Origin of the sequence: Brevundimonas sp. NPDC058933 (assembly GCF_049315965.1) — a bacterium.
In the GTDB taxonomy this organism is placed as follows: domain Bacteria; phylum Pseudomonadota; class Alphaproteobacteria; order Caulobacterales; family Caulobacteraceae; genus Brevundimonas.
The window spans coordinates 59,620-85,011 of the sequence record NZ_JBMOSL010000008.1 but is presented as its reverse complement, the minus strand read 5'-3'; the positions used below and the strand labels follow the sequence as shown (position 1 = coordinate 85,011).

Sequence of the window (25,392 nt, the reverse complement as noted above, 5' to 3'; positions counted from 1 at the left end):
CATTGGGAAGAATCCACGATGAGGTCAAAAATGGTCATCTGCGCAATCATCCCGAAGAGCTCGATTGGATAAAGCGCTTCCAGAGCGCGTTCGATATCACATGGGCTCACCGTAGGAGAGCTCATGGATCAGACTACTCGGTGTACTTTCTTAAGCCAGAGCCGGCTACCGAGGAAACATTCGGAATAAACCGCGAGGTGCTACTGGTATATAGCCCTTATGATAAATTGGAGGCGAGAACGCTTCAATCTATTGAGCAGTTTATGAATGATGACCCTGCTAGAGGCAGGGTAGATCGGCTTTTTGCCATACTAGTATCAAACGATTCTGATGTCGAACGTTGGATTTCAGAGTACTCCTCTACTAATGAGTCAAGAACAACCGTAGGTTTCGTTGCTAACGATCTGGTAGCATCCGGCAGCAACGCTTGGTATGTGCGAAACAGAGTAGCCACGCAGTTATTTGCACGTAATCTGTTTGATTACAGGCTGCCGTTAGAAAAAGATACTTACTTCTTCGGACGTTCAGCGCTGCTGCACTCCTTTATGGACTCAGTTAAAAACGGCGAGAATCGTGGCGTATTTGGTCTAAGAAAGACTGGTAAAACCTCTTTTCTTTATAAATTGATGAGGGATCTTGCGGCTCAGCAGAATGTGGTGACATTGTTTTATGATTGTAAATCCACGTCTATCAGGCAGAGAACGTCAAGTGAGCTACTAAGAAAGATAGCGGAAGACCTTTCCGAGGTTATCGGAGTGCGTTACCCACTTCCCTCCGACGACCGCTTTCTTTCAGAGGCTCTAGCCAAATTAATCAAACAAATACCGGACCATAAAAAAGTCGCGATAATATTCGATGAGGTTGAGTATATTTCGTACTTTTCTAGGCTCAGGACTCATAGCCAGAATAGCACTGTAGCGGCGAGGGCGATGGCGGACAGGAAGACGGTCGGGCACCGATCGTAGCGGGTGGCGACGCGACGCCAGTCCTTGAGCCGGCCGAACATGATTTCGATGCGGTTTCGGCTTTTGTACCGGCGCTTGTCGTAACGGATAGGCGCGGTCCGGGATTTTCGACCGGGGATGCAGGGCGTGATGCCCTTGGCCTCCAAAGCGTCCCTGAACCAGTCTGCGTCATAGCCCCGGTCGCCCAGCAGCCATTGGGCCTTGGGAAGGCTGTCCAGCAGGGCCGCAGCACCGGTGTAGTCGCTGACCTGGCCTGCCGTCATGAACAGGCTGATGGGGCGTCCGTTCGCATCGGTTACGGCGTGAAGCTTGGTGTTCATGCCGCCTTTGGTGCGTCCGATGAGCCGCCCAAGACCCCCTTTTTTACCGCGAGGCTCGAAGCCGTACGGTGCGCCTTGAGATAGGTCGCGTCGATCATGAGGGTGCGCCGTTCGGCCTGAGCGCCGGACAGTCCCTCCATCATCCGGATGAAGATCCCGGCCTCGCTCCAACGCTTCCAGCGGTTGTACAGCGTCTTGTGTGGGCCATAGACCGGCGGCGCGTCACGCCAGCGAAGCCCGTTGCGGTTGACGAAGATGATCCCGCTCAACACCCGACGATCATCCACCCTGGGCTTGCCGTGGCTCTTGGGGAAGTGCGGCTGCAGCCGCGCCATCTGCTCGTCCGTCAGCCAATAGAGGTCGCTCATATCCAGTCTCCTTACAGAGCCTGAATCAGATCGAGCACATCACATCAATGGGTCCTGAGCCTAATCAAACGCATTGGGAAACCGTTTATGAACAAGGCGGTGGAAGAGGTCAGCTGGTATCGACCCCATCTTGAGGTTTCGCTACGGCTCATTGCAGACTCTGCGCCATCCGCCAGCAGCGCGATCATTGACGTGGGCGGCGGAGAAGCGACGCTGGTCGATGATCTCGTCGCGCAGGGCTACAGCGACGTCACGGTCCTCGACATCTCCCCGGCGGCGATTGACGTGGCGAAGTCCCGTCTGGGTATGTCCGCCGCCGCGGTGCATTGGATCACCGGCGACATTACGGCTGTTGAGCTGGAACCGGCTCGCTACGATGTCTGGCACGACCGGGCCGTCTTCCACTTCCTGACCAGCGCAGGCGACAGAGCCGCATATGTTCGGCAGATCGCCCGCTCTGTCAGGCCCGGGGGCCACGTGATTGTCGCGACGTTCGGGCCGGACGGTCCGGACAAGTGCAGCGGCCTGGACGTAGTCCGCTACGACGCCGAACATCTTCACGGCGAGTTTGGGCCGAAGTTCCGTCTCCTGGACAGCGTTAGGGAGTTGCACGAGACGCATTGGGGTACGAATCAGCAGTTCATGTATTGCCTCTGTCGGATGGAGTGAGAGGCCAACCCGCCCCAGCGCGCCGCTTCGGCCCTGATCGGACTGAACGCCAGCGGCAAGGCCCCGGCCCTCGCCGTGCCGGTCGAGATGACGGTGCTCCAGTTCCACCCTTGTTCGCCGCCCGCCTTCGGCGATAAGACGAACCTCCCCCACGTCGCTCGATCACGCCCGATCTGTCTCTCGATATGCCAGCGCGGGGAGATAAAAGCGCTATGTCGCTCGTCGTTTTCAAACCGCGCAAGCCCTCGACAGCCGAACACAGCCGCGGGCGGAGGCGCAGGGCCTCGGCGTCAAACGCGGAGATCGGTTCACATGGAGAGCTCATCATTTCACCCGTTCATCACCGCCCCCAGTTGAGGCTGGCCGGAGCAAGTTCACAGGAACGGCGCGCCCCATCAAAGGCGTGATACAAGTGAAGATTGATGTCGCCTGAGGACGACGAGATGCCTTCTACGAGCCCTTCTGCACGGCCAGCGCCGCGTTGACTCCCTGGGCCAAGTCCTCTGCGGGTCCCTTGCCCCAATAGTGGACGAAATAGAACGCGGGGGTCTCCCCAATCATGTGATTGTGCAAAGCCACGACATGGATGTCTCCGGCCCGTAACGACCGGAGCACCGGCTGCACCTCCTCAGCGGTCATGATGAAGTCCCCGGCCACAGTCGCCATCGCGGTGCTTCCGGAGAAGGCCGCCCACGTCGTCAATCCCATCGATCCTCCGACTTCGACGCCATGCATGCGACCCGTGCGCGGCAAGGTGAACTTGACCACGCCACCGTTCAGCTCGGGATCGACTTCGAAATAGCGCCGCAATGAAGCGACATCGAACTCTCCGGCAACGGTCGGGGTGGATCCAGGAAAGCGTCGTCGAGGTGTCGGCGTCTCCGCACGAACGGCTCGAATGGCGTCCCACACGGCCTTCACCCCGGTGGCCAGGTCGTGCGCCGGCCCCGTGCCGCCGACGTGCATGAAATAGACGGGCGGATCGTCGAAGATGAAGTGATTGTGCAGGCCGGTGACCTGCAGCCCGGCGGCGAAGGCGGCGTCCATGGCGGCCGTGATCTCGTCCTCGAACACCACGGTGTCGCCCATCAGCATGACATTGTCGTCGCCGTGCGCTTTGAAAGCGGCCCAGGAACCCAAACCGGCGGCCGGCGCGAGGGGGGCGCCGTCCACTGTCACCGGGACGTCGGTTCGCGACCAGGCGATGCGCACGACACCGTCGGGAGCCACGGTCGCCTGGACGCCGGCCGCGGACGAGATGACCTCCCGCTTGTCGGATTGGGCAGCGCCCTTGGTCGCTATCGCCGTCGGCGATAGCGCCATGACTGCCAGGATCTGGACCATATGTCTGCGGTTCATCGCACGCTCCGTTTCGTAACTGATTATTCGATGCTTGGGGGACTTACGATAGTTGTAGTCGGCCACGCTTTAACTCGCCGGAGCGAAAAAGACCCAGCCCGCTAACCCGGCGGCGGCCAACGCGACCACGACGTTGAGCTTATTCTTCCATGTGTAGAGCAACGCCAAAGCGACCGCGAAGATAGACACGCCAATGATCAGATCCGGGACGCGCTGGGCTGTGACCGTCGCCAAGTCGATCGTCGTAGCGGCGATGAGGCCAACCACGCCGGCTGAGACGCCTGCCAAAAAGGCATGCAGCCGCTTGGCTTCCAGCACCGATTCCAAACGGTCGTAGAGGATCAGCGAAAATGCGAATGCCGGGAGGAATATTCCGACGGTCATGGCTACGGCGCCGAGCGGTCCGCCGCCGAAATAGCCGACGAAAGTTGCGAAGATGATCAGAGGCGCCGGCAGGATGCCCGACAGCGCCAAGCCATCCAGAAATTGGCCATCGTTCATCCAACCTTGACCCACGGCGTCGTTGCGAACGAACGGGATCGCGGTGTAGGCGCCGCCGAAAGTGAGGAGGCCGGCCTTTAAGCCGGAAACGAACAACAGCCAAACGGGCGCTTGGCCGGGGTCACCGATCGCCGTTTGGACCTCTGGCGTTGCGGCATCGGGCGCCAAGAGCATTACCAGAATCGTCAGAGCCGTCGCCCCGGCGGCGACAAGCGCAGCGAATACTCGCAGCCCGAGCGCCCATAGCGCGTAGATCGCCCCGGAGGCCGGAAGGGTGATCCAGAACGGAGCGCCGGCGAAGGCTGCCAGGCCGCAGATGATGGCGAGCATCCACAGGCGACCGTCCAGCAGGATATGCTTTCCGATCCGATGGACGGCGGCGACGATCAACGCGATCACCGCCGCCTGAATCCCCAGGAACGCCGCGCCGAGCGCTGTGTCGATCAGGGCGATACGGAAATAGAGCCATGACAGCGCCATCATGAGGAGAAAGCCGGGAAGCATGAAGCCCAGGCCAGCGAGGATGCCCCCGAGTCTTCCCTTGGCGCGCATCCCCAGGTGGACGCAGAGTTCGTGCGCCTCGGGGCCCGGCAGCACCTGCATCACTGCCAGCAGCCTGTTGAAGCGCTCGCTGGAGATCCAGCGCTCGTCGTCGACCAGTTCACGGCGCACCATGGCGATCTGTGCGACCGGACCGCCCCAGGCCAGCAAGCCGAACCTTAGAAACCGAATGAACAACTGCGCATGCGTCAGGTTGGGCGGCGCGGCCTCCGGGCGCGGTTCCGAGAGATCGACCGTCGTATTGATGTCCGTTCCGGCGCTCATGCCGCTAGGCCCGGAGTCGCGCCAGGGACCTCGTTCCGACCAGACCAACTTCCAGTTTCAGGTGACCAATCGCAGGCGACCCAGGTCATACCACCTCCTCAACTCGCTAGCTCGTTCACCTGTATCATTTGTGGTCATTGAATGATACACCTTGTATATGATTTCGTTCCCCGGCTCGCGCGCCCCTTGGCTGCTGTTGATCCACCAACTGCCCGCCAAGCCCGCCTATCTGCGCGTCAAAGTCTGGCGGCGGCTGCAGGCGATCGGGGCGACTCCGCTGAAGAACGCCGTTCACGCGCTACCGCTTCGCGACGACACGGCAGCTCTGTTCGACGACCTGCTGCGCGAGATCACCGAGGGCGGGGGTGAGGCCATCATTTTGGAGGCTGCGCTGGTCGGTGGCTTGGGAGACGCGGACGTGCGAGCCCTGTTCGATGCGGTTCGCGATTCCGATTACGAGGACCTCGCCCGCGAGGCGCGCACGATCGACGACGGGCAGGTCGCCCGCGAGATTGTTCGCCTGCGCGCGCGTCTGGCCGAAATCGCGGCCATCGACTATTTCGGCACCCACGGCCGGCAAGCTGCCGAAGCGGCGCTCGCAGACCTGGTGACGCGCTCGACGCGGCACCCTGACGTCAGTTCGACGTGTCAGGCGGTGATCGCGACCGCCGACCTGAGACAGCGGGTCTGGATCACCCGGCGCGGCATCCATGTCGATCGTATCGCGTCGGCCTGGCTGATCCAGCGCTTCATCGACCCCGAAGCGACTTTCAAGTTCGTCGACGGCCAAGGCTACGAGCCTGCCGCGGACGAACTCAGGTTTGACATGGCGAATGCCGAGTTCACCCACGAAGGCGAGCGCTGCACCTTCGAGACGCTGCTCGTGCGGACACAACTCGACAATGATACCGCGCTGGTCGCGATCGGCGAAATCATTCACGACCTCGACATCGCTGACAGCCGCTTCAATCGGCCGGAGACGGCCGGCCTGGGCGCCCTCATCGCCGGAATTTGCGCCCGAACGGATGATGACAACGAACGGCTGGCGGAGGGAACCGCCGCGCTTGAACAGTTTTACGCCTATTTCAGCAGAGGGCGAAAGGCGTGAACTGCGAGCTCTGCATGAAAGTTCTCGTAACAGGTTTGACCCAAGGAGGCCGAAGATTATGAACCTCGGTATTTTCTACTTTTCGCTCGCAAGCTTAGTTGTCTCACCGGGATCGGGCGTGACTCAAGATGTTCCGCCTTCCGCAACCGGCTCCGCCCTTTTGGAGCAATGCAGACGCGGGGCGCCCGAGTGCGGAGCCTATCTGCAGGGTATGCTCGATGAGTTGATCGTCCGTCGCGCCGTGTGCGGCGCCCCGAGATATGACCGTCAGCGTCTCCGCCAAGCTTATCTGCGCTGGGCCGAATCAGAGACTTATCTCAGAGACAAGCACATGGCGGCCGGAGCCAACGAGGCGTTGACTAAGGCGTGGCCTTGCGCTCGGCAGATCGATCCCAGCTCCAGCTGAGGGCCTGTTTGAGCCTGCCGACTTGGGCATGCTCGACACGGGCGTGGGCGGGATTATCGCCCTGATCTTCCTGCGGTCGGCAATCCGTGTATTGCGCGAGGCGTTGCCCGCGCGGCCGAGGGCTGGCGCGAGCTGATACACCGGTTCTGTTCGCGCCGTTAGCGGACCTTCCGAACGTCAAGAGCTGACACCAAGTAAGTTGATCAGCGCCAAGATTTCTTCTGACTACGGTTCGATCCCGCGAACGGGCGACTGAGCTTTGTCGAATAGCTCTGTCGCCCGTTCACTACTGCCAAAAACATGCCCAGCGTGGCTCGAGGCGCCCACTCGTTCTGACCGCAGGAGTCCAGTTCGTTGGCGGTGTGCACGCGAGTTACCGCTTCCAGGCCAGACCCGGGATTTCCGGCTCGCCTTCGATGAGGATTGCGGAGGCGCCGGTGCGAGCTTCGATGGCCTGCACCGTCCCTCGGAGCATGTTTTCCGTGAACTCCTGCGGCGTCCCGACCAGACGGTTGGCCAGAGCCCGGCCGAGGCGTTCGGTCACGCCGCCACCGCTCATCGCGGTGTCGCTGGCGAACATGTTCAGGTGATAACCCTGCCGGTCCTCACGCGCGTAGGGGAACAGGCAGAGCGTGGTGCGCAGCTCCTGGCTGCCCGAGACCCGGCGCGTGACGTGGGCGGTCCAGACAGCGCCGTCGCAGGTCGCGACCATGAACTGCTGAGTGCTGACCCCGCCCAGGGCGGCAAGTCCGGCAAGGCGGCTCTCCGCCAGCGGGTTCGACAGCACGAAGCGGCCGGGTTGCTCCGGAGTCTGGACGGCGATCGGACGGTTCGACTGAAAGTCGCTGGCGTAGCCCTCAAGGACGCGTTCTGCAGCGTCGATAATCACGCCCTTGGCGGCTTCCGTCTCGATGTCGATGATTGCGTAGGCTTGATAGCTGCGCTGACGGTTTTGCGCTTCTGCAGCGCTGGCGATGCCGGCGGCTGCGAGGAGCGCGGCGGCGGCGGCCGCGATGGATTTCATCTTCATTGGTGGGAACCCCTACCCTCACTTGGAAACGATGTTGAAATATCCCACGTCGAGGGTGGTCGACGTAAGTGCAGCGTCACAGATCCGGGCACGCTTGGCGTTTTGCGCGATCTGCGAGATGATGTTGCCGTCCTAGTTGCATGGAGGCCGTCGTGGTAGAACCGAACAAGAACACCAAGGAGACCGATGCCATGCAAGCCGCCCCTTCGTCTTTGAACCTGTCGCCGCAAGCCCAGCGCGTCTTGGAGGCCCAGCTGAATTTCGCGCTCGCGGGTCCGGGACTGATAGCCGGGGCGGTCGCGACCTATGTGTTCGCCGCCATCATGACCGTGGCCCTCCTGGGGGCGGTGTTTTGGGGAATCTCCTACGCCTTGGAGACGGGGAACCCACTGGCGTTGCTTTCGCTGGGACTGCTTCTGTTTCTCGCCGTGCCCTACATCACTGTCCTCAATGCGAACCGACTGCTGAAAGCTCGCCGTTCGCAGGGCTGAAGCGGCTCCCACGAATTCGCAGACGATAGAACGGCCGCCCCTCACCGGGCGGCCGTTTTCTTGTGCGGTCACGTGCCGTACCGGCGGCCCAGACGGGCGCTACCTTGTTCCTGCTGAGTGTCCTCGACATTCCGGCTGTTCCAGAGCGAGGTATCGGCCGGTCGATGAGCATCGATCACGCCGCCGCCCTCCCTGACATCCTCGCGGATAGAGTCACGCAGAGCTGAATTGAACACCGGACGCAGTACCGGTTCGCCGGCGTCGTTGGCCACGCCTCCGCCTGGCACACGACTACGGACGTCGGGCTCGCCGTCACCACTGTCGCCCGCCCCCCGGGCGCTGCGCGAGGTCTGGGCTTCGGCCGCCCGTTCCGCCCGCTCTTCCCGCTCGGCTTGCCATCCAGACGTGCCGGGCGCGAACTCGCTGGTTCCCGATCCGGGTTGACCCAGCCCCGCCAAGGTCACCCCCTGACGGAGGCTGCTGCCGTCCCCGCCGGGCTCGAGCAGCCTTACTTGTTCGGGTTCCATCTGCCGGACGGTCTGGCCGATCTCCCGGCCCTGGACGACCTGTTCCGGCGCAGCAATTTTCATCACCTCTTCCTGACGGAAGGATTGCTCAAGCTCGCGAACCATCGCGGTTTCGCCAGCCGACCCGCGGCCGGACATGATGTAAGCGGCCCGTTCCTCGTCGATCACGCCGCCGTAGGCGTCCCGCTGGCCCACGAGACGCTGCATCGCATACTCGGTGAACTGGTTGTTGAGGTTCTGGTCGATCGTTGCCGAGTTGGTCTTGGTGAAGTCCGCACGCTGGTCATAGGACCTCGCTTGCGATTCCGACTGATCGGCGGCGTCCATGATGCTTCTGGTCGACGAGAAGGTGTCGGAGATCTTCTCCGAGGACATCGACTGCGCCGTCGACGTCTGGCTGAAGGTGTTCGACGCAAAGTTGGCCGTGGTGCGATCCACGCGGTCCGTGAACCCTGCCGAGGACAGGGCCGTGCGAGCGGCTTGGACTTGGTCCGTCTCAGTGGTGTTCCGGGAGGCGGACGCCTCGACGCCGACAGTTGCGCGCCCTCCGGCCCTCACACCAGAACCCAGCACGCCTTGCCCAGGTGTTCCGACCGATCCTTCAACAAAGGCTTCGGCGGCCGCCCGGGCCACGGCCTGTTTGGCTGTCGACTCCGAGTAGCCATGCGTCCGCTGCAGGTTCTGCGAGACCTGGTCCATCACCTGATAGGTGGAGCCCCACGTGTCCCGTTCCTCGGATCCCATGGTGCGGGTCTTGCTGTCGCTTTGCAGCCAGCTGTTGACCCGCTCGACACCTTCCGACGCCACCCGCGACTGTGCCTCGGACACACTGCGGCGCAGGGCCTGCGCCTCTTCACGGCGCATTCCTGCGGCTTCCACCAGCGCCGAGCTCACGCCCTCGCTGAAGCGGGCGTTCCACGCCGTATTCGACATCGAGGACGTCAGGGTCCGCGCGCCATTGGCCCCATACTCCGTGCGGTTCAGATTGCCGTCCGTCGTCCGGAAATTGCCCTGATCCATCTCGCCCGAGGTCACCCAGCGATTGGCGCTGCGGTTGTTCCAGGACGCGTTCTCGAAGGCCGTGTTGCCGAAGGAGAAGTTGCCCGTCGTCGCGGCCGCACCCGCTGCCTCTGCCCCGCTCCGGAACTGCGACAGCAAGGCCTCGCCCTGACTGCCCACGGCCATCGCGCCCTTGGTCAGCATCCCGGCCAGAACCGGGATCATCATGGTCATGACGCCGGCGACGCCGGCGATGTCCGCATTGACGGAGCCGATCGCCTCAAGGTTTGCGATCTTGATGCCCGGTGCGCTGTCCGGAATGTAGGCTGCAGCGGCCGACTTGGTCGCGGCGGTCCCCATGCTGATCTTGTGCACGATGACGTACATCGGGCCCCAGAGCTGCAGATACAGGAACCCTGTCAGGTAGCCCTGAATCATGCGCGGCCCCAAGCCAGGCAGGAGGAAGGCGGGGAACAGGACCGGGAACATACCGATGAAGAGCAGATCGACGACGATCTTGAGGATCACGATCGCCTTTTCGGCCACGCCGCCCAGCAGCTGCTGGGTGTTGCGGGTCTGAACCTCGGCTTGCGTCTCGGCCATGACGGCGACCGCATCGCCGCCGGCCTCGGCCGAGAAACCCGTCACCCCACGTCGCACGGCATTGGCCATAAGGACCTGCTGGAACGTCGACGTCGCGTCGCGCGACGCGCCCAGCATGTAGGGATGCAGCGTGCCCAGCTCATTTTGGAAGGCGGCCTGCAGCTGGCTCTCGTCCAGCTCCGGGCGCAGCCTCCGCTCGAACAGTCGCATCGAGGAACTCAGGGTGGCCGTCCAGTCGGCGTTCAGGCGCTGCGCCGCCACCGTGCATGAAACGATCTCACGGCTGGTCGGGTTGTAATACTCGATCGAGCGGCCGGGGTTCGTGCCCTTGGTGACCGTGATGTAGGTCCACAAGTCGTTCTGGCGCGCCAGCTCTCCGGACGAGTAGTGGCCGTCGAGAATGTCGTAATAGACGCAGCCGCGAACGAAGGCGTGCAGGTTCTGTTCAAAGCGGGGATCCGCGATCCGGGCCGTGCGCAGCCGCTCGAACACCTTGGCGCCGTAGATCATCCCGGTGTTGGAGTATTGCGTCGCTTCCGGATCGCCAAAGGCGGTCTCCGTCAGCTCGATCACCCGGTGACCTACCCGGCTAGTGAGGCTGGCCGTCATCCCCACCCCGAGAGGCACGTTGGCGACGTCGGCGCCGGTCAGCGCCGGGTCGAAGACGTCGGTCACATGCACCTGGACCTTCGGCACCCAGAGGATCCCGTAGGAAATGTAGGCGATCAGAAACCAACGCAGGATCTTGCCGACGTTGAAGTCGAAGACCGCCTTCAGGATGCCCATCATCAGGCCGAGGACCAGCGCCAGCCGGATCAGCGACGAGATTCCGCCCGTCCCCGCCAAGAGGGCGACGGCCTGGAAGATATCGCGGTAGTATGACCCGCCGCCGTAGGTGATGACCTCGACCGTTTCCATGGGGTGTCCTTAGTTCGGGGTCTGCGAAGCGGAGAACGCGATCGCGTCTCCAATCCGCGTGCCAATGCGGGCGGTCAGGACCTGTTCAGCCTGCTGAGTGCGGGAGATCATCGCCTCGATCGACGACGTCTTCTCTGCAACGAGGGACTGCTTGGCGCCGATGTTCTGGCGGACGGTGTCGATGCTCGCGCGCCACTGGTTCAGCTGGCCCTCGTCCATGCCGACCATGTTGCGAGCCCCGTCCTCGACCATGGACACCGACCGGTTGAGCCAGGTGTAGAGGAGGTCCAGCGCGATGATGTCCGAGTATTGCGCCAGAGTGCCGGCGGCCGCTGCGCCTTGCTGGGCCGTGTAGACGCTGGCCATCTTGTAGACGGGCAGGCTCACCATGTTCAGGAAGTCCTGTTCCTGCGCGTTGAGCGTCTGCCGCGCCTGGATCTTGCCCACGATGCCCCGAAGCATGGCCTCAACGCGGTTCTTCAGCGCCTTGCTGGCCACCAGGTTCTGCGAGCCGCCGTATTTGACCGGGTTCAGGCAGAGTTCGACCGTGTCGCAGCGGTGCGTCCGGAGGCTCCCGCCGTCCAGCAGCTTGGTGATGACGCCGTCGTCGTCGGCGTCGGCCGGAATCACGTCGATGATGCACCCGTTGTTGTCCGGGCAGCGGTAGATGATCGTCCCGGTCAACGTCATCATCAGTTCGGCCAACTCGCGGTCGCCCGCCAGAAGCGGATGCTGCTTGGTCGCCTCCCAGGCGATGTTCTTGTTGACCGGGATCGACTTCTTGTCCTGGGCCGGAAGGTTGTTGAGGTTCTGGGCCAGGCGGTTCGGGCAGTCATGTCGGGCCGCAATCCGGTCGGAGTAGAAGCCGCGATACGTGGAAAGGTCCGTGCAGACCTGCATGGAGGCCGTGTCGCTCCGGCCCCACAGCCCGCCTACGAGGGCCTGCGCCTGCTGGCAGGAGCTCATGTTCTGGGCGTTGACCTCGTTGGCCAGCTTCTGCAGCGACTCGATCTGGTCAGCCACGATGGGGGACAGGCTCTTCAGCGCCAGCATGAAGGCATAGCTGATCGCGTTCGACGCGACCGACTTCATGTGGGCGACCAGCTGGTCGCTGTTGATGAAGGAGAAACCGCCGGTGAAAATGTCGATACCGCCGCAGCCGGCGCGAACGGACGGCATCTGGATCGACCCGATCTGGGTCGTTTCCTGCGGCGTCCGCACCGCCATGTTGCCCAGCGTGTAATAGCCAGCGCTCTGCCCCTGGAAGGCAGTCGGGCCGGTGACGTTCGCCGAACCCAGCGAACTGGACCAATAGGTGTCCATGCTGCTGTTCACGTCGCTTGCGGGCGCTGCGCTCGACAGGAGCGTGAAGGAGGCCGCGACGACGCTGGCCAGCGCGGCCCGGCGCCGACGTCGGCCCTTCAACTTGGCGATAGGATCAGCGCCGGGGGCGCGATGGTCGTTCTTGCGCTTCATGAGCGTTGCTCCTTTAGAAATCTGTGCCCGGCTCTTTGGAGAGCAGGACGAAAAGACGTTCGGCGATGTCGTCCATCGCCATGACACCGGCCCCGGCGTAGGTCAGACAACCCTGGGGCTTGAGGCACGGCAGCAGCTCGAGGATTTGACCGTTGCTCCCGCGGACCCGCGTCGGCCGGATCTGACCTGTGCGCGGATCCATGTCGGACTGTTGGAAGAACAGGAGCGCCGGCGTCGTTTGCCGCACGCCCCACGCCGCCAGCTGGCCCTGGTCACGCACCGCGCCGGGGAAGTGCGGGTTCGGCGCGCCGTCGGCCGACACCGCGCGCACCGTCATCCCGTAGCGATCGGAGAAGGCCTTTACGATCGGACTGGCGATCGTGCAGGCGCCGCAGCTGCCCCGGTAGACGTAGAAGACCCCGACGCGGGTCGACACCCCGCGCAAGAACAGGTCCCGATCCGCCATGCGGTCATCGGTCCAGCCATGCTTGGCCACTTCTGTCACCGGCCGGCGCACGGTGTAGTCGAGATCCGGATTGGTCCACGTCAGCCGCCTATAGTGGTCGGCGAAGAGGCCGCCCCGTTCCAGGGCGACCTGCTGCAGACGGTAGTAGCGCTCGACGGTCTCTGGCGTCGGCCGCCAGACGGCAATCGACCGGGCTTCCTCGAGCTGGCGCTGATACTCCTCCAGCTCGCGTACTTCGGGCGGCGTGGCGGCGCTGATAGTCGGTAGCGGCGCGGCCTCTTCGGCGGGCTCAGGCGGGGTAGGTCGCTGGCAGTAGAACCACATGCCCAAGTCGCGACCGCAATACTCTTCAGAAGCGCCGCTCGCGGCTGGCGCGGGCTGCGTCTGATACGGCGATTGGGCCCGGACCGGGCCGGTCAGCATCAGCGAGGCGGCAAGGCCAGCCGCCATCGCGAAGCCGAACCGTTGCGGGATCGAGAACGAGATCATGGAGTCTACCTGGTTGTGGGGAGATTGGCGGACGCTCACGGCTGGCCCCCGCCCGCTTCGTTGGTTTCGCCGGGCCCGGGCGAGCCGTTGCCCATCAGGCTTTCGATGCTCTGCTGAATCCGGCCGACAGTGCCGCCGGCGTCGGGCGTCGAGATCTGATCCATCAGGCCCGCCGTGAACTCGGAGAAGTCGACGTTCGACAGGTCCAGTTGCTGGAACTGTTCGACCGTGAACCCGGAGCAGTCGGCGTCTTTCGGCGTGCCCCAACCCTTGCCGATTTGCGGGCGGCCCGCCTGGTGGACGATCTTCGCTAGCGTCCCTTCGAAGGCGCAGTAGCGCATGGCCTTCTCGGTGCAGATCCCGAAGAACGACTTCTGAGAGCAGTATGTCCCGACATAATGGGTCGCCTTCGCCTCCTGACGCGTCATGAGGGTCTTCTCTTCCTCAGAACACTGCGTCAGGCCTAGATCGACGCCCCAACCGCTGTCCTTGCAGCAGTTGCGGAAGCCGAGGACGGCCTTGCGGCACCGCATCGGCTGGCCTTTGAAGATCGTCAGGTCCTTTTCGTAGTCCTCGCCCGCCATCTGAGCGATCAGAAGCGCGGCCAGGGCGTCCGGCATGTCGGTGTCGCCCTCATCTTCGTTCCCGACGCACATGTTTCCGATGCAGACCCGCGTCTGGCATGAATTCCGGGTTTCTTCGGTGACCACTTCCTTCTTGCATTCGTAGACGTTCTCCCACGCCCGGCATTGGGCGGCGGGCACATCGTCGAGGCAGACCTGTTCCTTCATCTCGCAGCCGGAGGGCGGCGAGCAGTTGTTCCCGGGCTCGCCCATCGTTTCGCAGGTGTAGGTGTCCGTCTCTTCCCAGCACGGCGGCGTGACGGGCACGCCATTTGGCCCGATGCGGGTTTCGCCCGGCTGCGAGCAGGTCGTGCTGGTTAGCGTGCAAGCGCCGTTGCCCCGGGAGGGGCAGGCGTTGTCGTGCATACCGCCACCCGTCCAGTCGATCGGCGTCTCGACCACGGGCTCGTTCGGCACCGGGTTCTCGCAGCGATAGCGGTTCAGCTGCAGCGAGCAGGAGCCGTCCGGCGCCGTGCCGGCGCAGCTTTGCCCGATCAGCTGACAGCTGGCCACCGGCGCACAGGTGTTGACGGCCGTCGCACGATCACAGGTCCAGGACTCGCGCCGTTTCCACGGATTACGTGTCACCGACAGGCCATTGATCACCCGCGTCTCATTGCCGATGACGACCACGTTCGACGTCAGCCGGCACGCCGGGTCATTGCGGTTCGTGGCGCATGGGTCGGTCCAGTATTCCCCGACTACCTCCCGCGGCGTCTCGATAGGCGTTCCCCCGCCGTTGGCGGGGTTCTCGCACCGATAGGTCCGGTCATAGGCCGTGCAGTTTCCGGCCCTGTCCTGCGATGCACACGTCTGAGACTGCTGAACGCAGCCGACGAACGGCGTGCAGCTGTTCACCGTCGAGGACGACGAGCAGATGTAGTCTTCCCTGACGGTCCACGGGTTCCGCGTCACCTGCAGCCCATTGATCGTCCGGGTCTGGCTGCCTTCGATGACCACCTCGCCCTGCTTCACGCAGGCGCCATTCCCGGCGAGGGCGTTGCAGCCGTTGTCCCAGGTGTCGGAGACGACGTCGCGGATGACTTGGCTCGGCGTCCCCGCGCCCGGGACCTGGTCCTCGCAGCGGAACCCTTGTTCGAAGCGGGCGCAGCCGCCCGAGGGGTCGGTGTAGGTGCGCTCCGAACCTGTGCAGGTCCCGCCGGCATCGGTGGCGAGGCATCGCTCACCCGTCAGCGCCATACCGGCCGGGGCGGCGCAGCCCGCGTAGTCCGTCCGGCTTCCGCAGGTGTAGCGCCGCGCATACTTCCAGCATTCGCGATAGACCGACGTCCCATCAATCATGCGACTGCCGGCGGGCTCGGTGCAGACATCGCCGGTCATCCGGCAGGTCGTGTCGGCCTCAAGCGGCGCGCAGGTGTTGTTGGTTTTGACGCCTTGGTCTCTGCCCGGCCCCGCCGTTTTGACGTAGAATTTGAGCCAGTGGGGATTGGTCGATCTGGAGCTCCACCCGGTCCGACCGAAGCTGTCGCCCAGGATCTTGTTCATGTCCGAGATGTTGAGGCCGTTGGGGCAGTTGGCCGAGAATTTCCAGATCGTGCCTTCCTTGCGGTAGTTGCTGATCGTGCACCCGGAGTAGGCCGCTACATCGGCCGCCGTCGTCACCGCGCGCCAGGATTCACCGTCAAAGGTCCCGGTCGGAAAGATCTCCACGACCTGGTTCACATCGCAGAATTTATCGACCGAAGTCCCCGCATAGCCTTGCTGACAGACATAGCTGGACGGCAGGCCCGAAGGCGCAGCGCAGACGCGCCCGCCGGAGGCCACGCATCCCGGTTGACCGTTCGCCGTACAGGCGGCGTTCGGGGCATGGGTCGATCCGTTCCACGTCTGAACGCAGCCATACTGATAGTCCTCGTCCACCACGACGATGCGCCGCCGCTGGCAGCTCGCGGGCGTGTGCGTCCACACCGTCCCGGTCTTGCAGGAGTAGACATAATCCTCGTCGACCGTGACGACGCGCTCAGGCTCACAGGTCCGGGTTTCAGACCGCCACTGGTTACCGGCCTGACACTGGTAGACGTAGTCCGTGTCGAATTCCGGCTTGTAGATCCGCGTGCAGCTCTGAGGCTGGTTCGTTACCGGCGTCGCGGTCTCACAGGTGTAGAGGCTTTTCTCCTCGTGCGTGACCTGCGTCGTCTCCTGCTGGCACGACGTATTCGCGTCCCCTGTCAGGTCCCCAACCTCGTTGCCCGGATCACCGAGCAAATCCAGCGACCGCTTCAGCCAGTCGTCGTTGTTCGACAGATCATAGCGGGCGGCGTTCACGGAGCCGCCGCCAATGACCTGCAGGTATTCGTTGCCGGGCGCATTGGCCTCGCCGGCGCTGATCAGCCGGTTGGGATCGCTGCTGTAGCCAGACCAGCCGGTCGTATCTCCCCCGGCGCCGGGCACGACCTGGCCGGGGTCGCCGAGCGGCGGGGGTGGATTGCTGCCGGCGAACCCGCCCGCTCCCCCGTCGCCCGACGTCGTGGTCTGAGCGAAAACAGGCAGGACGCCGCCCATAAGGGCGACGCCGCACGCGATTACTACGGCGCTACGCGCCTGCTTCAACAGACCTCGATAGGACACAGTCCATCACCCCTCTAACCGGGCCAAAGCCGCTCTCGCGACGTCGGGCGCTTGGTCACCGCCCTGGGCCAACAGGCGCAGAGCTTCCGCGAGGCTGATATTCCCCGCGAGGCGGTCGTGAGGGGTTGCCACGCTATCGCAGTCGACGCCCTGGTCACACGGTTGGACCGGAGCCTTGGCTGCAATAAACGTCGGTACGCGTTCGACACCAAAGGCCCGAAAGACCTGAGGCTCGATCGCCACGCCGCCGATGCTATTCTCGTCGAAAATCTCTTTCGCAGCAACTAACGTTTGCTCAAAAGACCCATTCACCAGACCGCGAATGACGACTTTGGCCCCGGCCTTGTTCGCATCGAGCGCCAGCTGCCGCAGTGCGGGCTTCGGCATCGTCAGAGACACGGCGATGTAGAGCGCTCCCTCCTCCTCGGGCTGCGCTGAAGCGATCTCGGCGGCATCGCCGAAGAACGGATCATTCTTCAGCATCGTCATCCCACGCTGCAGGTTCTGACGGTTCGTCGCGGCGAGGGTCTCGGCCTCCTGCCGATACTCCTGCCCCCGCTCCTGGACCTGAGTGGCCCAGCCCTGAAGCGCCTCCTCGGCCGAGCGCCCGCGGGCCTCGGCCTGGTCGATCAGTTCACGGGCGGCCGCTCCGAGCGCGCCCGGGTCCTGTGCCCACGCCGGGGTGGAAGCCCACATCACGGCCCCGCCGGCCAGCAGCGAGCCCGCCATGGAGAAGGCGACCCACTGGTTACGGAAACCGAGGCACAGGAAGGTGATGGCGGCCGCCAGGACGCCTATGAAACCGGCCCAGCACGCCAGCGTGCCGGAGAACGACGGTAAGATGGAATCGAGCATGGTCCTGCCCCTTATGGAATGACGGTGACGCAGCAGTTCCGCTTGCGCCAAACGAGGAAGCCGTAGTCCTCACCCTTGATCGGGATGGTCTTCCCGCTCTCGTAGGGGACCGTTGAGGAGCCGATCGCGGGGCACGTGAACGGGCCGCGCGTGTGGCGCACGGGGTTCACCAGCTGGAAGCGGTACTGGCGCTTATCCATGATCGGCATCTTGTATTTCGAGCAGACCGCTTGCGGCCCGCTCGTACCGTCGGCCAGCAGTTGCCGGTGCATCTTGAAGGCGAAGCGTTCGGCCGCGAGCAGAGCGCCCTGAATGTCCGAATACTCACCCGAGATATTGCCGTTCATCGGGTACATCGTCCCCTGACAGCCCGCGCACCAGAACATCTCGTGACGGGCGTGACCGGCCGTCGTCGAGGCACAGTCGACAGAACAGGCGGCCGTCGCGATCGGGTTGGCGAAGATCAGCGCTTCAGGGTGGATCAGGATCGAAAGGTGATCGTCCTGCCAAAGCGGATCCAGTTCGGTGATGTAGGCGATATCGAAGGAGGTCCGCTCGACGCACAGGAAGTCGGTCAGCAGTTCCAGCCACACCATGACCGGATAGACGTACCAGTGGACGTGATACGCGGACCGGTCGGCCACCCCGTCGCTCTTGCGCGACGACTTGCCGGGATAGCCGAAGCCCGGATCAATCTTCACTCCGCCCAGGTTGACGAAGCAAAAGGGCCGCTGGGTCACGTCGGCCAGACGCGCGGGTTCCCAGAACCCGACCGACAGCCCAATCCGGAGAAAGAGCGGCGGCGGGGCCGGACAGGCGCACACGGGCGACGACGGATTCGGCGTGTCAGGCTTGTCGCCCTTGAACAGGGGAATGGATCCCAAGGTCAGGGGGAAGAGGCACGACCAGCACACGTCGGTGATGGGATTGACGAAGCGACCTTCGCAGGGGGCCGCGTCAGCCGGGTCCTGCGCAGCAACCGCCGTGGCCGCCCCCGAGACAGCGGCGACCGCCGCCGCGCTAGCAGCCAGAGCGCTTCCTTCCGTCGCGGCCGCGCTCACCGGGGCAAAGACCATCAGGGTCGCCGCCGCTACGGCGCCGACTCGCGAGAACAGGCGTTTCATGTCCACGCCTCCAGCGCCGGGCCCAAGGCGGCGGAGCCGACCAGGACGAAAACGCACCATGCGATTTCGACGCCGGTCACGGCCGGACCTCCGAGATCCGAAGCTTGTCGCCGTCCTTCTCGACGCGCGCCGGAACCTGTCGGATCCCGAAGTGGGTCGACAGTTTGGCCTCCTGGTCGAAATAGAACTGGACCCGCCGGCGGCGCATCAGCTCCATCGGCGCGCCCTTGGTCAGAATGAGCCGCACACGATGCTCGCCGCCCTCACGCAGCTGGCCGACAGCCCAATCGACCTGGGCGGCGTCGTCGCCGTCGAGGAAGATGAGGATGCGGTCAAACCCGGGCAGGCGTTCCAGCGGATTGATCCGTTGGCCCGCGCGGGCAAAGACGCGCCCGCGATGGTCTGAGAAGTCCTGCGGCACGATGATGGACGGGTCGAACAGCCAGCTGCGCGGCTCAACGGTCCGCACCAGCCCGGGAACAGGGTTCGGCCGTTCCACCTTGGCCTGGACCCGCCGCTTGAACTCATCCTGCAGCTGACCCATCCGGCCCGAGGCCTCGGCGCGCTTCAGCTGCTCCGAGATCATCTCGAGAATGTCGCGCTCGGCGATATCGAACGTCTGACCATGTGTCCCGAGGTCGCCGGCCAGCGCAGGCGAGGCAGCGGCCATGAAGAGCGCGGCGGCCGCACCGCACAGCAAACGATTCATAGAATGGGCTCCACTTTTCCGATGATCCGGTCGGCCGAGATCCAGCCGATCGCCGCGTAGCGGCTGTCCAAGGAATCGACGTGGTCACCCACGACGAAGATGCGGCCTTCCGGGATCACGCCAGTCGGGCCGATCGGCGCGGCTTCGCCCGACCGGGCTCGCTCCTTGGCCGCCCCGACCAGTTTTCCGGCGACATAGAAATTCCGCGCCTGCGTCTCGACACGGTCGCCCGCCACGCCGGCGACCCGCTTCACGAAGCGCTGTCCCTCCGGGTAATAGGGGGTCGGCGGCGCTACGAACTCGACCAGATCACCACGGGCCACGGCCTTGTCGGACCGGTCCGTGATGAAGGCCCAATGCGGCAAGCTTTCCGTCACATTGATCCCGAAGCCGTAGCGGGCGCTCACGCCCTCGCCACCCTTCCAGGCCAACACCCCGCCCAGGAAAAGGACGAGCATCCCCACCCGGCGCCATGAGGGCGGATTGGGGTCAGGTTCCAACGGCATCACGCGTTCTCCCTGTCCAGAAGAAGGCGACCGGCCATGGTGACGCGGTACTCGTCGTCGAAAAACGTCTCGATCCGGCTGAAGCTCGTGATCGGCAGTTGAGCGGACACCACCTTGCCATCGGCCAGGACCTTCACGGCCTGGAAGATGGCGTCGCTCCCCGGTGTAGTGGGCACGAACTGCCACGCCTCCGGCAGAGGTTCGGTCAAATGAAACCGCAGGAATGCCATCTCGGCGCTATCCAGAACCCAGCCTTCGCCCACTCTCTTACGGCGCTCCCGCTGCAGTCGGCGTCGGGGCGGCCAGTGCGGCCGGCCTGCTGCCTCCGGAGGCTTCCGCCAGCGCCAATTGTACGGCGTCGCCCACCTCCTTGGTGATGTCGGCCGTCTCGCCGGCCAGCACGCATTCCCGCGCCAGCAAAAGGACGTTCTTGCTCGCCGCAGCGCGCCTGACTGTGTCCTGCGTCACCGCGAGGAACATCTCGGTCTTCACGCGCGCTTCCTCCGGCGTGATATCCGAGAGCGCCAGGCGGGAGACGTAGCCTTGGCTCATCTCGCGGACGCCGACGGTGACGATCATCGGCTGGTCCTCGCGGACGATCTTCACCCATGCGGCCACATTCGAGACCGCCAACAGAGCGATCGCCGCAACGGCGGCCTGCCCCTTCGTGGGCATCCACTTTTCCAGCTTCTCGCGCATCGTCGGCTGGCGTGCCGGCGGCAGCGGAGGCGGCGTGGGCTGGGCGGTCTCGTGTTCAGGCTCGGTTGTCATCGGCTTTCCTTTCCGTCCCGCTCAGGACGGCTTGTTTGCGGGGGAAGCGGCAGAAGCCGACCAGCACGGTCGCGATCAGCCACACCGCCATCATGAAGATCAGCACCGGCTCGCGGGCAGCGGGCGGGGCGTCGGCGTAGTGGGTCCAGAAACCGCCCCACAGCCGCGCAGCCGTGGGGAGCTCGAAACCCGCGAGGGAGAAGGTCAGCAGCCCCAGCACGCAGGCAGCGATGCAGGCGCAGTCGACGGCGAACGCTACCCGGCGACCGGCCGCGTGAACTAGGCGGCGAACCCGGTTCAGCGCAGGCGCGTCGTCGAGCGCCGCCGCCCATGCTGTAAGTCCTGCGGCCATCAGCGACGGCTACCTTCGTAGGCCACTCGCGCCACCGCTTCCGACAGCGGCACGCCGCTCGCCTCAAGGCGCTTGATCTTGTCGAAGACCGCCGGTGTCGTGGAGTAGAGCGTCGCGGAGTAGGGATCGAGGACGAGGCGCGCCAGGAAGCGCGCGTCCGGTCCCATCACCACCATTTCCGAGTATTCCCGGTCCACAACCTTCAGCGACTTCAGCAGCGTCATGGTGGCGTCGTCGACCTTCATCCGGTCGTTCGTCCGCAGCTGCTCCAGCGCCTCTTCCTTCAGACGCAAGACGACCTGGTGATCGCTGTTCTCAAGGCAGGCGCGGGCACCGTCCGTCTTGTAGTAGTCGTTGATCGACTGCGTACCGGTGATGATCGCGCCGCCTTCCTTGCGGCAACGGCGCGCGAACCCTTCGATGAACTTCCCGGCCGCGCCGTCCGACAGGAGCTGCCAGGCCTCATCGATGATGAGCGCCTTCTTCAGCCCGCGGCCGCCCTTTTTCATACGCTGGCGGACGAGGAAGAGGATCGCGAGCACGACGACGGCCCGCAGGTCCGCCTTGCTCTCCAGATCGCTCATCTCGAAGACGGTATAGGGGTTGTCGATCTGCAGCGTGGTCGCGCCGTTGAAGAACCCACCATAGGATCCGTCGCGACCGTAGGCGCCCAGCGCGAGCGCCAGATTCTGGCCGCGCTCGCCGTAGTCCCGAGCGAGGACGTCAATCACATCGGCGAAGGAGCCGTCGCGGGCCTTGTCGGCCCATACGGTCATGACCGCCTTCTCGATCGCCCCCTTTTCCTCGTCGCTGCACCCCTGCGCCCCACGAGCGGCCTGCTCGATCATGAGGCGGATCATCTCGACGCCTTCCAGGAGATACTCCTGAGCGCTTTCCTCAGAGGCCTGCGACGGGTCGATGATCGAGAACGGGTTGATACAGGTCCGCTTGTCCAGATTGAAACGCACGAACGCCCCGCCCAACAGGATCGAGCTGTTCTTGAACGACTCCCCGTCGTCGATGACGAAGACCTCGGCGCCGGCGCCGCGAAGCGAGGCCGCTGTCTCCTGCATGAACACGGATTTGCCGGAGCCTGACGCGCCGACGACGGCCGTGTTGTGGTTGCCCGCCTTGTTCGCGAAGATGCTGTAGGTCATCACCTGACCGCGCCGGCCGACCAGCAGCATGTGCGGAAGATCCATGCCCAGGAACTCGCCCTGCAGCGGAGCGAGGCGGGCCGCGACCGTCGTGGGCATCCGACGAAGCCGGCCCATCGTCGCCAGGTCCTCGAACAGGCCGCCGCCAAGGCTCAAGGGCAGACAGGCAAGAACCGTCTGCAGGTGAATGTCGTCGTCCCGCTGAAGCACGAACCGGCTGTTGCGGAAGACCGAGCGGAGGCTTCGCTCGGCCCGCTCGGCATCCGCGATCGGCGCGACCGACAGGATGAACATCCCCATGCGAGCCAAGAGGGCGCCTTCCGCGACGTCCTCCATCACCATCGTCCAGTCCTCGGCCGCCTTGCGCGACTCCGGGAACATGCGTCCGATCGGATTGCTCACCGCCTGGTTGGTCCGGAGGCGTTTGAATTCGGCCGTCGACCGGGTCTTTTCCGCCGTCATCGGCGAGAAGCAGAGACACATCACGGTCGGGCCGATCAGCCGCAGCTGGTCGTTGAACATGTCGCCCAGGACCCGGGACATCAGCCCTTGGGTCCAGTGTTCGGGGTAGTCCTTGACCGAGAAGCCGCGGATCTGGAAACGCTCATCCCGCGAGGCGCCATCACGCGCCAGCGCCACGACATCGTCCGACAGCTCCGGCCGGAGAAGGTCGTCGCCTTGGGCGCGGCTCTGGACTTCGATCCGATCCCGATACCGGGTCCAGGTCGTCTCCGCATCCACCATCTGTTCGTTCAGCCAGCGGTCTTCACGGAAGACGTTTTCGCGCGGGCGGATGTTGGTCGTCGGATTGAGAATATCCCCGACCAGGGAGATCAGCTGCTGGGGCGTGACGATCGCTGAGTCGCTCCGAATGGCCCGGATATCGGCCATGAACTTCTCGCGCGCCTCGATCATCTGTTCGGCGGCGACCGATGTGTTCGACCCCTCCATCTCGACAGCGATGAAGATCCGGAAATCCCGGAAATAGAAGGGCGCCTGGCTTGAGGCCGTCCGCCACGCCGCGTCGCGGAAGTGCTTGCGCCGATGCCGGGCCAGCGTGTCGAACACACCCCCCTGCTTCGCCCGTTCGGTCGCCCATGGATCGATCACGTCGCCGATCTTCGGTGACGCGTAGGAGATGACCTGGACAGTCGCGCCTTGCGGCACGCTGTGCGTGAAAAGCTCCGCCAAACTGCGGCTGGTAGCCTCGTCCGCGCCGATCAACGGCACGACCTCAAGGATCCAGCCGATCGTCGAGTTCTGCTCGTAGAGGCCCTTCGTCTCGTCGTAGCTGCGGTAGGGCAGGAAGTCGCTCAACCGCGCCGACGAGAAGTATCCCCGAGGCATGTCAGGGGGCGGCGGCTCTTCGAAAACCGTCCGTCCGACCTGTTCCAGAACGCGTTTGACCGCGTCCCCCATCTTGCCAGCCATACCGGCTACTCCTGGACCGCGTTGCGGCCGATTTCCGAGGCGGACGGACCGGGGCGCGGCGCGTTCGGGGCGGGCACCCACCAACCCCCGCGGCGCATCACCGCCCAGACCTCAGACCGCTGGTGATAGTCGCCCTGCGCATCCACCCACGGCGCGAACACGACGGGGAGGATCTGATCGCCTTCGCGGCGGGGGCCTGTGCCGTCCGAGAAGACGAACGGTTGCGGTTCCCACCAGCGAACGGGGACGGCATTCTCGATACCGGGCGATTCCGGGTTGGCGGTCCCCGAGGAGCGAGTGCCGTCGATCTGCGCGATCGACGCGCAGGTCTGACCTTCGCCCACTCCACCGCAGGCCCAGCTGCCCTTGGTGTTGGTGGAGCAAGCCGCGAGGCTTGCTCCTGCCAGCAAGATCAGCGCTACCCGCATCAGCTGGCCCCGCCCAGGAACGCCCGGAGCTCGTTGACCGGCATCCAACCGCTGTTGGTCCGGCCGTCCGCGCGCACGATCATCGGCGTGCCGTTGATCCCGTTCTGCCGGGCGAACTCGACGTTGGCCGCGACTGCAGCTTCGGCGGCCGCGCAATCCCCCGAGGTGACGACTTCGCCGCCGCTGTAGATCGCATCGATCCCCGCCACGCGGTCTTTGGCGCAGAGCGCGAGCTTGGCCTTCTCCGGGCTATCCGGGCCCATGAACGCGATCGGATATTCGGTGACTTCGATGTCGCGGACGTTCTTCAGATCATCATGCAGACGCTTGCAGAAGCCGCAGTTGAGGTCCGTGAAGATGGTCATCTTCAGCGGCGCGCCCGGGTTATGGACGACGGCGTTGGCCTTCGGCAGGGTCACGCGAATGATCGGGCTGTCCGCCGGCGCAGCGGGCGCAGAAGCGGGCTCCACGCCCGGAGCGCCCGCTGCGCCCGGGGCGGCAGGCGCCGCGCCGCGAATGCGGGCTTCGGCCTGACCCACGGCCGCCAGCTCACGAAGTCGGACGTCTGTCACGTCCACCTTGTTTTCGAGGTCCAGGACGGCCCCGACGAAGGCGAACTTCGCGTCGCGAGTGACGTAGAAGACGTTCGAACCGGCGACGACTTCGCACAGGTTGGCGGGGCCTTTGTCGCAGTCCGCCGAGGTGATCGGCGTGTTGGGGAATTCCTTCTGGACCTTGTCCTTCAGGCTAGTCCCGAAGCCGCTGGCCACCGCCACGGTGGCGACACCGATGACGGCAAGCGCCGCCAGGCCGGAAACACCGGCGAGGATCTTCGCGCGGCGGGATTGGAGAGAGATTTTCATGAGATCTGGCTTTCTTGAATGGAAGACGGACGATCAGGCGGTGACGGCGTCAGCGTCTAGGCAGACAGGTTCAGCCGCGACGGTGCTGGCCTTGTCGCAGCACGCCGGGTCCTCGCAGCAGTGATCGTCGCCCTGAAGCGACGCGAGGATTCCGGCGACCGAGGCCATGGCCTTCTTGATGGCGATGGCTGCGGCATTCTGGCCCGGCGCGTCGGTCGGGGCAGACAGCGTGGTCTTTTCCTTGGCGGAATGGTCGTGCGGGGCGTGACCCTCGGCCGACTTCGGCGCAGCGCTTCCAGCGCCCTTATCGGGGCAGACCTGCGAAGACGACGCGGATTGCCCGTGATGAGGGCAGTCGCAGGCCGTCGCGACCTGTGCGACGACCGGCGAGGCGGTCAGGACGAACGCGGCAAGCGCGGCGGCGGTACGGAGGTATTTCATGGCGTGACTTTCTGATTTGAAGG

The 25,392-nt window shown here is 64.3% G+C and carries 24 protein-coding genes; 5 read left to right on the top strand and 19 right to left on the bottom strand.

Annotated features, from left to right (window positions below; all coding sequences use genetic code 11):
* Positions 1 to 2 precede the first annotated feature (2 nt).
* Entirely contained in the window at positions 3 to 965 is a 963-nt protein-coding gene (locus ACOZBP_RS13315) for a hypothetical protein (RefSeq protein WP_422676836.1), read from the top strand.
* Here the strand turns inward: ACOZBP_RS13315 and ACOZBP_RS13310 are convergent.
* A protein-coding gene (locus tag ACOZBP_RS13310) for an IS5 family transposase (RefSeq protein ID WP_156796487.1) occupies positions 896 to 1,653 on the bottom strand; the annotation gives its coding sequence in 2 pieces (ribosomal slippage) (positions 896 to 1,332 and positions 1,332 to 1,653; 759 coding nt in all). The genes ACOZBP_RS13315 and ACOZBP_RS13310 overlap by 70 nt on opposite strands.
* A gap of 87 nt (positions 1,654 to 1,740) precedes the next feature.
* Between ACOZBP_RS13310 and ACOZBP_RS13305 the strand changes: the two genes are divergently transcribed.
* Complete coding sequence (locus ACOZBP_RS13305) at positions 1,741 to 2,322, top strand: class I SAM-dependent methyltransferase (protein WP_165118089.1); 582 nt, start codon at positions 1,741 to 1,743, stop codon at positions 2,320 to 2,322.
* Between the two features lie 450 nt (positions 2,323 to 2,772).
* On the opposite strand, the gene ACOZBP_RS13300 is transcribed toward ACOZBP_RS13305, so the two are convergent.
* Entirely contained in the window at positions 2,773 to 3,747 is a 975-nt protein-coding gene (locus ACOZBP_RS13300; RefSeq protein WP_205751310.1) for an LppY/LpqO family protein, read from the bottom strand.
* A 3-nt stretch (positions 3,748 to 3,750) separates the two neighbouring features.
* Positions 3,751 to 5,007 carry a chromate transporter gene (locus ACOZBP_RS13295; protein ID WP_157105659.1) on the bottom strand — a complete coding sequence of 419 codons (1,257 nt, stop codon included), beginning with the start codon at positions 5,005 to 5,007 and terminating at the stop codon, positions 3,751 to 3,753.
* A 157-nt stretch (positions 5,008 to 5,164) separates the two neighbouring features.
* Here ACOZBP_RS13295 and ACOZBP_RS13290 point away from each other — a divergent pair, with 157 nt between their 5' ends.
* Together ACOZBP_RS13290 and ACOZBP_RS13285 are read left to right on the top strand one after the other, a co-directional pair.
* Entirely contained in the window at positions 5,165 to 6,115 is a 951-nt protein-coding gene (locus ACOZBP_RS13290; RefSeq protein WP_176695932.1) for a chromate resistance protein ChrB domain-containing protein, read from the top strand.
* A complete protein-coding gene (locus ACOZBP_RS13285) occupies positions 6,033 to 6,521 on the top strand; it encodes a Rap1a/Tai family immunity protein (RefSeq protein ID WP_367118267.1) in 489 nt (162 codons plus the stop codon). Before ACOZBP_RS13290 ends, ACOZBP_RS13285 begins: the two co-directional genes overlap by 83 nt.
* Positions 6,522 to 6,894: 373 nt before the next feature.
* On the opposite strand, the gene ACOZBP_RS13280 is transcribed toward ACOZBP_RS13285, so the two are convergent.
* Positions 6,895 to 7,545, bottom strand: a complete 651-nt coding sequence (locus tag ACOZBP_RS13280; RefSeq protein ID WP_422676835.1) for a hypothetical protein — start codon at positions 7,543 to 7,545, stop codon at positions 6,895 to 6,897.
* Between the two features lie 158 nt (positions 7,546 to 7,703).
* Here ACOZBP_RS13280 and ACOZBP_RS13275 point away from each other — a divergent pair, with 158 nt between their 5' ends.
* Positions 7,704 to 8,042: a hypothetical protein gene (locus tag ACOZBP_RS13275; RefSeq protein WP_153923404.1), complete on the top strand. Its 339-nt coding sequence runs from the start codon at positions 7,704 to 7,706 to the stop codon at positions 8,040 to 8,042.
* 68 nt (positions 8,043 to 8,110) lie between these two features.
* On the opposite strand, the gene ACOZBP_RS13270 is transcribed toward ACOZBP_RS13275, so the two are convergent.
* From ACOZBP_RS13270 to ACOZBP_RS13200, 15 genes are all read right to left on the bottom strand, one after another.
* A complete protein-coding gene (locus ACOZBP_RS13270; RefSeq protein ID WP_404419792.1) occupies positions 8,111 to 11,089 on the bottom strand; it encodes a conjugal transfer protein TraG N-terminal domain-containing protein in 2,979 nt (992 codons plus the stop codon).
* Positions 11,090 to 11,098: 9 nt separating this feature from the next.
* Positions 11,099 to 12,565, bottom strand: coding sequence for a conjugal transfer protein TraH (locus ACOZBP_RS13265; RefSeq protein WP_153923406.1), 1,467 nt, complete (start codon positions 12,563 to 12,565; stop codon positions 11,099 to 11,101).
* Positions 12,566 to 12,578: 13 nt separating this feature from the next.
* Positions 12,579 to 13,520 carry a conjugal transfer protein TraF gene (locus tag ACOZBP_RS13260; RefSeq protein WP_153923407.1) on the bottom strand — a complete coding sequence of 314 codons (942 nt, stop codon included), beginning with the start codon at positions 13,518 to 13,520 and terminating at the stop codon, positions 12,579 to 12,581.
* 35 nt (positions 13,521 to 13,555) lie between these two features.
* Positions 13,556 to 16,714, bottom strand: coding sequence for a conjugal transfer protein TraN (gene traN, locus ACOZBP_RS13255; RefSeq protein WP_219352618.1), 3,159 nt, complete (start codon positions 16,712 to 16,714; stop codon positions 13,556 to 13,558).
* Positions 16,715 to 16,738: 24 nt separating this feature from the next.
* The gene (trbC, locus tag ACOZBP_RS13250) at positions 16,739 to 17,587 is read right to left on the bottom strand and encodes a type-F conjugative transfer system pilin assembly protein TrbC (RefSeq protein WP_153923409.1); all 849 of its coding nucleotides are present in this window, start codon (positions 17,585 to 17,587) and stop codon (positions 16,739 to 16,741) included.
* A gap of 11 nt (positions 17,588 to 17,598) precedes the next feature.
* On the bottom strand, positions 17,599 to 18,711 hold the full coding sequence (gene traU / locus ACOZBP_RS13245) for a conjugal transfer pilus assembly protein TraU (RefSeq protein WP_228763675.1): 1,113 nt from the start codon (positions 18,709 to 18,711) through the stop codon (positions 17,599 to 17,601).
* Between the two features lie 76 nt (positions 18,712 to 18,787).
* On the bottom strand, positions 18,788 to 19,420 hold the full coding sequence (gene traW / locus ACOZBP_RS13240) for a type-F conjugative transfer system protein TraW (RefSeq protein WP_153923410.1): 633 nt from the start codon (positions 19,418 to 19,420) through the stop codon (positions 18,788 to 18,790).
* Positions 19,417 to 19,926: a signal peptidase I gene (gene lepB / locus ACOZBP_RS13235; protein WP_153923411.1), complete on the bottom strand. Its 510-nt coding sequence runs from the start codon at positions 19,924 to 19,926 to the stop codon at positions 19,417 to 19,419. Before lepB ends, traW begins: the two co-directional genes overlap by 4 nt.
* Entirely contained in the window at positions 19,926 to 20,189 is a 264-nt protein-coding gene (locus ACOZBP_RS13230; protein ID WP_153923412.1) for a hypothetical protein, read from the bottom strand. Before ACOZBP_RS13230 ends, lepB begins: the two co-directional genes overlap by 1 nt.
* Before the next feature lie 4 nt (positions 20,190 to 20,193).
* Positions 20,194 to 20,697, bottom strand: a complete 504-nt coding sequence (locus ACOZBP_RS13225; protein ID WP_153923413.1) for a TrbI F-type domain-containing protein — start codon at positions 20,695 to 20,697, stop codon at positions 20,194 to 20,196.
* Complete coding sequence (locus ACOZBP_RS13220; RefSeq protein WP_153923414.1) at positions 20,681 to 21,049, bottom strand: hypothetical protein; 369 nt, start codon at positions 21,047 to 21,049, stop codon at positions 20,681 to 20,683. The genes ACOZBP_RS13225 and ACOZBP_RS13220 overlap by 17 nt, the downstream gene beginning before the upstream one ends.
* A complete protein-coding gene (gene traC / locus ACOZBP_RS13215; RefSeq protein WP_153923415.1) occupies positions 21,049 to 23,637 on the bottom strand; it encodes a type IV secretion system protein TraC in 2,589 nt (862 codons plus the stop codon). Before traC ends, ACOZBP_RS13220 begins: the two co-directional genes overlap by 1 nt.
* Before the next feature lie 5 nt (positions 23,638 to 23,642).
* Complete coding sequence (locus ACOZBP_RS13210) at positions 23,643 to 24,065, bottom strand: TraV family lipoprotein (RefSeq protein WP_153923416.1); 423 nt, start codon at positions 24,063 to 24,065, stop codon at positions 23,643 to 23,645.
* The gene (locus tag ACOZBP_RS13205; RefSeq protein ID WP_153923417.1) at positions 24,065 to 24,928 is read right to left on the bottom strand and encodes a DsbC family protein; all 864 of its coding nucleotides are present in this window, start codon (positions 24,926 to 24,928) and stop codon (positions 24,065 to 24,067) included. Before ACOZBP_RS13205 ends, ACOZBP_RS13210 begins: the two co-directional genes overlap by 1 nt.
* Positions 24,929 to 24,961: 33 nt before the next feature.
* Entirely contained in the window at positions 24,962 to 25,369 is a 408-nt protein-coding gene (locus ACOZBP_RS13200) for a hypothetical protein (RefSeq protein WP_153923418.1), read from the bottom strand.
* Positions 25,370 to 25,392 lie beyond the last annotated feature (23 nt).